Origin of the sequence: Microcystis sp. M083S1 (genome assembly GCF_020246405.1) — a bacterium.
Lineage (GTDB): Bacteria > Cyanobacteriota > Cyanobacteriia > Cyanobacteriales > Microcystaceae > Microcystis > Microcystis aeruginosa_C.
In genome coordinates, this window is sequence record NZ_JADBTB010000047.1 from 1 (window position 1) to 5,985 (window position 5,985).

The 5,985-nt window shown below is 45.2% G+C and carries 6 protein-coding genes; 4 read left to right on the forward strand and 2 right to left on the reverse strand.

The window, feature by feature from the left end; translation table 11 throughout:
- On the reverse strand, nucleotides 1-486 hold a 486-nt coding region (locus tag IM450_RS04100), incomplete at its 3' end, for a Uma2 family endonuclease (protein ID WP_287688706.1).
- A gap of 225 nt (nucleotides 487-711) precedes the next feature.
- On the opposite strand from IM450_RS04100, the gene ftsY reads away from it, so the two are divergent.
- The 4 genes from ftsY (at nucleotide 712) to IM450_RS04120 (ending at nucleotide 4,946) form a co-directional block, all read left to right on the forward strand.
- The gene (gene ftsY / locus IM450_RS04105) at nucleotides 712-2,067 is read left to right on the forward strand and encodes a signal recognition particle-docking protein FtsY (RefSeq protein WP_287666227.1); all 1,356 of its coding nucleotides are present in this window, start codon (nucleotides 712-714) and stop codon (nucleotides 2,065-2,067) included.
- A 94-nt stretch (nucleotides 2,068-2,161) separates the two neighbouring features.
- The gene (locus tag IM450_RS04110) at nucleotides 2,162-2,962 is read left to right on the forward strand and encodes a metal ABC transporter ATP-binding protein (protein ID WP_287666230.1); all 801 of its coding nucleotides are present in this window, start codon (nucleotides 2,162-2,164) and stop codon (nucleotides 2,960-2,962) included.
- Between the two features lie 39 nt (nucleotides 2,963-3,001).
- The gene (locus IM450_RS04115; RefSeq protein WP_002751775.1) at nucleotides 3,002-3,418 is read left to right on the forward strand and encodes a DUF3119 family protein; all 417 of its coding nucleotides are present in this window, start codon (nucleotides 3,002-3,004) and stop codon (nucleotides 3,416-3,418) included.
- 244 nt (nucleotides 3,419-3,662) lie between these two features.
- Nucleotides 3,663-4,946, forward strand: a complete 1,284-nt coding sequence (locus IM450_RS04120; RefSeq protein WP_002802344.1) for a DUF3086 domain-containing protein — start codon at nucleotides 3,663-3,665, stop codon at nucleotides 4,944-4,946.
- A gap of 187 nt (nucleotides 4,947-5,133) precedes the next feature.
- On the opposite strand, the gene IM450_RS04125 is transcribed toward IM450_RS04120, so the two are convergent.
- Nucleotides 5,134-5,985, reverse strand: an 852-nt coding sequence (locus IM450_RS04125; protein WP_287666234.1) for a tRNA (guanine-N1)-methyltransferase, incomplete at its 5' end; no start/stop codon positions are given.

Below are 5,985 nucleotides of genomic sequence, written 5' to 3' on the forward strand. Positions count from 1 at the left end.
GAAATCAATTAACCATTGATCATCCTTTTGTTTATAGTAACGTTCCACACTATAACTAGATTGTTCGATCAGAATATATTCCTGAAAAGTTGGCAAGGAACGATAGAATTTAAACTTATCCCCTCGATCATAAGCTTGGGTAGAATTAGAGAGAACTTCGACAATAATTAAGGGATTGATCACGTTAGATTGACTATTGCCTTGATAGAGAGGTTGACCTTGAATCACCATCACATCGGGATAGGTGTAAATGCTATAATCTGATAGCCATAAACGCACCGTTTCCATATAGGTATAATAATCTTGATTATTGATATTTAAGGAAAAATTACGGCAAAAATTTAGACAAATCTGATTGTGATTAGTGGTGGCTCCTACCATTAGGATAATTTCTCCTTGACGATATTCATTTTTATCTTCGGACGTTTCCTCTAGGGCGAGATATTCTTCGGGAGTATAATATTTAGTTTCAGTAGTGGTTAACATTTTTGACTCTCCTTCCTATTCTATTTTCTAGGATACAGCATTTCTCTAAAAAGAGACAAAGTTATCCTTGAGCAAGGTTATCAATTGAGTGGCTCGGATTATATTTTTTCCTTAATCTCCGGCAAAAAATGCTGAGAAATTCATAATTAAAAATCTAACTATCAAAATTGCTCACGCTAAGGGTTAAGATAAACTAGATAAATAGTTTTATGTTTAGTTTCTCCTATGTTTAACTGGTTCCGTCGTCAGAAAGTCCAACCCGAACAAGAACAAGCACCCCCCGCACCCGTAGAGGAAACCCCCAGCGAGGCAACCCCGACGACTAGCGAGGCAACCAGTCAGGAAGAGTATTTAGATTGGGCCAAAAAAGCCTTTAAAAATATTCAAGAGAAAAAAGCCACGGCCGAGGCCGTCGTGAGCGAAACCCCTGAAACATCCATTGCTGAAACGGAACCTCTGCAAGAGGAAGAACCGGTTAAAGAAGAAGAAACCGAGGATAATACCCCCGCATGGCTGAAAAAATCCGATCGCCTCGAAATTCTCAAAGAAACCGCCATCGAAACCCCCACAGAACCGGATGAAGATTTTATCTGGTCAGCCAAAGTTTTAGCCAATCAGGGACGACAAGCAGAGGACGTTTCAGAAGAAGAAATCACCTGGTTAAAAAAATTGCGTCAGGGTTTAGGCAAAACGCGCCGCAGCTTGGTCAATCAGCTTAAGGCCGTGGTCGGTCAGGGTCCCCTCAATCAAGATGCGGTGGAGGAAATTGAAGCTTTATTGCTTCAGGCCGATGTGGGGGTAGATGCCACCGATTATATTATCACTACCCTCCAAAATAAGCTAAAACAGGAAGCTTTGCCCCCCGAAAAAGCGATCGAATATCTCAAAGAAATTATCCGCGAGATTTTAGATGCACCTTTAGCCAATTATAGCAACCCCGGTTTTGAGCCAGAAAAAGGCAAATTAAATATCTGGATGCTCACAGGAGTTAACGGAGTCGGTAAAACAACAACTATAGGCAAATTAGCCCATTTATCTAAACAATCTGGCTATAGTTGTATAATCGCCGCTGCCGACACCTTTCGCGCTGCCGCCGTGGAACAGGTGAAAGTTTGGGGAGAGCGATCGCAAGTCGAAGTAATTGCCAACCCGGGCAAAAATACCGACCCGGCCGCCGTGGTGTACGATGGCATCGAAGCCGCTAAATCCAGGGAGATAGAATTACTTTTAGTAGATACGGCGGGAAGATTGCAGAATAAAAAGAACTTAATGGCAGAATTAAGCAAAATTCGCCGTATTATCGACAAAAAAGCCGAGAGTGCCGTGGTGGAATCCCTTCTAGTTCTCGATGCCACTTTAGGACAAAACGGGCTGCGACAGGCAGAAGTTTTCTCGGAAGCTGCCCAATTAAGCGGCGTGATCCTGACTAAAATCGATGGTACAGCTAAAGGGGGTGTCGCCCTTGCCGTAGCGCGTCAGCTTAACCTCCCGATTCGCTTTGTGGGTGCTGGGGAAGGAATCGAGGATCTGCGGCCTTTTTCCAGTTACGAATTCGTGGAAGCTTTACTGAGTGGCGATTAATCTCACCCTAGCGATCTTTCATAATCTTTTCATGCTTGCTTCATAATTGTCTCATTTTTAGTTATGCTAGAACTGGAGACTCGGGATAACAACTATGCAAAGGACAATTACAGTTAGTCATCTAGGAGTATATTATCGCGGCGTGGAAGCCCTACGGGATATCACCCTGAAAATTCATCCAGGACGATTAACCGGTATCATCGGTCCCAACGGTGCGGGTAAAAGTACCCTGATCAAAGCCATGCTAGGATTAATTCGCGTACAACAGGGAAGCGTTAACTATCAAGGGCAATCTCTACAGCAACAACTGGATAAAGTCGCTTATGTTCCCCAAAGATCTCAAATCGACTGGACCTATCCCGTCACCGCTTGGGATGTGGTAATGATGGGGAGAGTCAGAAAAACGGGTTGGTTTCGTCCTTTTTCCCATATTAGTCGTCAACAGGCTTTAAATGCCCTAGAACGGGTGGAAATGGCTGATTTGCGCCATCGTCCCCTCGGTCAGCTGTCGGGGGGACAACAGCAAAGAGTCTTTTTAGCCAGATCTTTGGCCCAAGAAGCGGAGATTTTCTGTTTTGATGAACCTTTCGTTGGGGTAGATCAAAAAACCGAGGGGGTTCTTTTTAATATCTTTGGTGAGTTAGCCCAAGAAAATAAAATTGTCATGGTGGTTAACCATGATTTAGGCGAATCTATCACCCATTTTGCTGATTTAATCCTCTTAAATAAAGAATTGATCCTCGCCGATCAACGATCTAAGGTCTTAACTGATTTTAATCTCCGGCGTGCATACGGGGGTAAAGTCTCCTTCTATGATGCCATGACACCACCAGATCATCGCCGATCAAGTCTCGATTATCTCGATCGCTTCTCGAAAAACAATGCGATAAACTAGAAGCGAATATATTTTGGCTGACTGCCGATAGGGACACCAATGACAACTATTTCCCCGCAAGAAGTAACAGGAACGATCGAACTGGCTCCTAACTATCGAATTCCCCTGTTTTTGGTAATTTTATCGCTGCCTTTACTCTTTTTACAGGTCTGGCTCGGAATAATTTTCTCCCTGTTAGGCCTATTCTTGATGTTCCAGACTACCCGCATTCGCCTCCAGTTTACCCCCACTTCCCTAGATGTCTATCTGTCCGGGCAACAAATTCGCTCCTTTCCCTACCAAGAATGGCAAAATTGGCGAATTTTCTGGAACAAAGTCCCGATCCTGTTTTATTTCAAAGAAATTAACAGCATTCATTTTTTGCCCATTATCTTTGACAGCGCAACCCTGAGACTGTGCCTGGAAAAATACTATCCTTTAGCAGCATCGCAAGCGATCGACTCAGAAGCGAACTAAGATTGAGATAAAATAAAATCTAGCTAATAGCGTCTTAAGTGGGTAGGTGTTAAAAATTGTCAGATCCCCCCGCCTATCGGCACCCCCCTTATTAAGGGGGGCAGGGGGGATCCCCCCGCCTATCGGCACCCCCCTTATTAAGGGGGGCAGGGGGGATCGAAGGCAAGATATATCGTCTATTAATTAGAACCACTTACTTAATTACCTGCCTTGGCCCTCTGTTCGCTCTGCATTTCTAAAGCCGATGAATTCAGAAGATTTTAATGTTTTACCCCTTGACAAAATGACAGACTTACCCAATGAATCTGTCGAAGAATTTAGTTTTGATGATCTCTGGAACGATCGCCCGGTAGAGAATCCCCTGCCATCGGAAACCGCCCCCGAAGGCGAATTAGTTCCCACAGCGCAGGCGCAACCCCTGCGGGGGGAAATCGAGGCTCTAGAACGGCAAAAACAGAGCCTAGCGGCGGAAATCTCGGCGTTAAAAGCGGAAAAAGAACGCTTGATCGCCGAGGAACTAGGAGATATCAAAGCTCAAATCGAAAGAATGCTCAAGGAAGGCGTAAAAGACCTAGAACAACGCAAACAGGCTTTAGAATTGGCGATCGAACAGTTAGAACGCCGTCGTGAGCGTATTCGACAGGAAATGCGGAGTAATTTCGCCGGAGTCTCCCAGGACATAGCCGTGCGGGTTCAGGGATTTAAAGACTATCTGGTGGGCAGTTTACAGGATTTGGCTGCGGCTGCCGAACAGTTGGAATTACCCCGTTTTGAAACCCCCGAAAAATCCCCCCGACCCGTGGAACCTCCCCTGCGGACCGAACGGGAGGAAAACCCGCGCCCATCCCGTGGCAGTCAAGGCCGGGATGATCGCGAAGAAAGTCCCCGTCCCCCCCGTACCAGTAACCAGGGCCGGGATAATTGGCAAGAACCCCGTCGCTCTAACCGTTCGGGTTATGAATCGGAACCGGTGGGGCAATCCACCCCTAGACAGGGCTTTTCTGACCAAAATCAGCGCATCCAAGCTCTTTTAGACCGTTATCGCAGTCGTCCTGATTATTACGGTCCGCCTTGGCAACTACGGCGCACTTTTGAACCAATTCACGCCGAACGGGTGCAACAGTGGTTCTTTAAACAGGGGGGCCGGGGTACTGTTCGCGGTATGGGTAGCCGTCTCCAAAATATTCTGGTGGCTTCGGCAATTATCTCGATTATGGCGGAATTACAGGGCGATCGCTTCCGTTCTCTCGTTCTGGCTAATAGTCCCGAACGTTTAGGCGAATGGCGGCGCGGCCTCCAAGATTGTCTCGGCATTTCCCGCGCCGATTTTGGCCCGGACCGCGGCATTGTTCTCTTTGAGTCTCCCGAAGCTTTAATTCAAAAAGCGGAACGTTTAATCGACGATAAGTATTCACCGCTCATTATCATCGATGATACCGAAGAACGGCTGAATTTCGCTCTTTTACAATTCCCCTACTGGTTAGCTTTTGCCCCTGAACCCCAACAAAGTTCTAGTTATTGGTATTAACTAATTAGGGTGTGCTGAATAAATCTAAAAACCTTGTTGGATAAGAATTTTAGACTTTTTTCCCATCAAAAAGTGCCAGACCTTGGGGTGATCGGGGGGGGAAATTGACCCCCTGAAAATCGGTAAAACCCCACACCCCACACCCCACACCCTACCCCCACGAAAAACTTTTTGCCGCAAACCCTAATTAGTCCTTGAGTAGTGCGATACATTGGGCTAAAGAAGCGTTAGTTTTCAGCGCTTGTGGGTTAATATGGGTGGCAGCGGCTCGATAACCTTGTTCTAGGAGAGCTGCAATTAAATCTTCCCTTTTAGGTAGATCTAATTTGCCCCTTCTACCAATTTCCCGAAAGCTATAAAAATAGGGAGGAAAATCGTTTTCTTCCCTCATTATTTCTAACAATTTAACTACCTTTTTCCACTGCCATTGATGGGCTAAATCTGCCATTTTTTCTAGATAAAGGCGATCATGTAAACTGCCTAACCACAAGGGTCCGGTTAAGGTTAAAGGTTGCCCGTCCCCAGAACAAACTATCTTGCCTAACTTCGGCCAAGGCACTGATTGATATTCTCCGCAGCTATGACAATAACCGAGAAAACCGTAGTTATGACTATTTAATTGTCTATTGGCCGTTAACCGCACCATCACCCGATAACTTTGACCAAAAAAGAAGGAAAAAATCGGCGTAATTCCTAAACCTAACCGGGCCGATTCTAATTGCAAACCGGCGATAATTAATCTTAATCCCTGTTCGTGGGCAGCCGGATGATTGCGAGCATAGGATCCATAATCAGCTAAACTATTTTCTAGATTATGACCCGTCAGCGTCCGTCCATCGGTATTAGTTAGATAAATTAAACCACCGATTTTAGTGGCTAAAGGAATAGCACTAAACAGAGATGCAGGGGAACCAAAAGCATCAATATCAACTAGATCGTAATGGTCTTTTTCAAGATAACATTCTAGGAGAACTTCTTGAGCAGATTTATAGGTTATTTTGCCTTTTTTCTGTTGTAATAAACTCTCTAAATTAGCGGC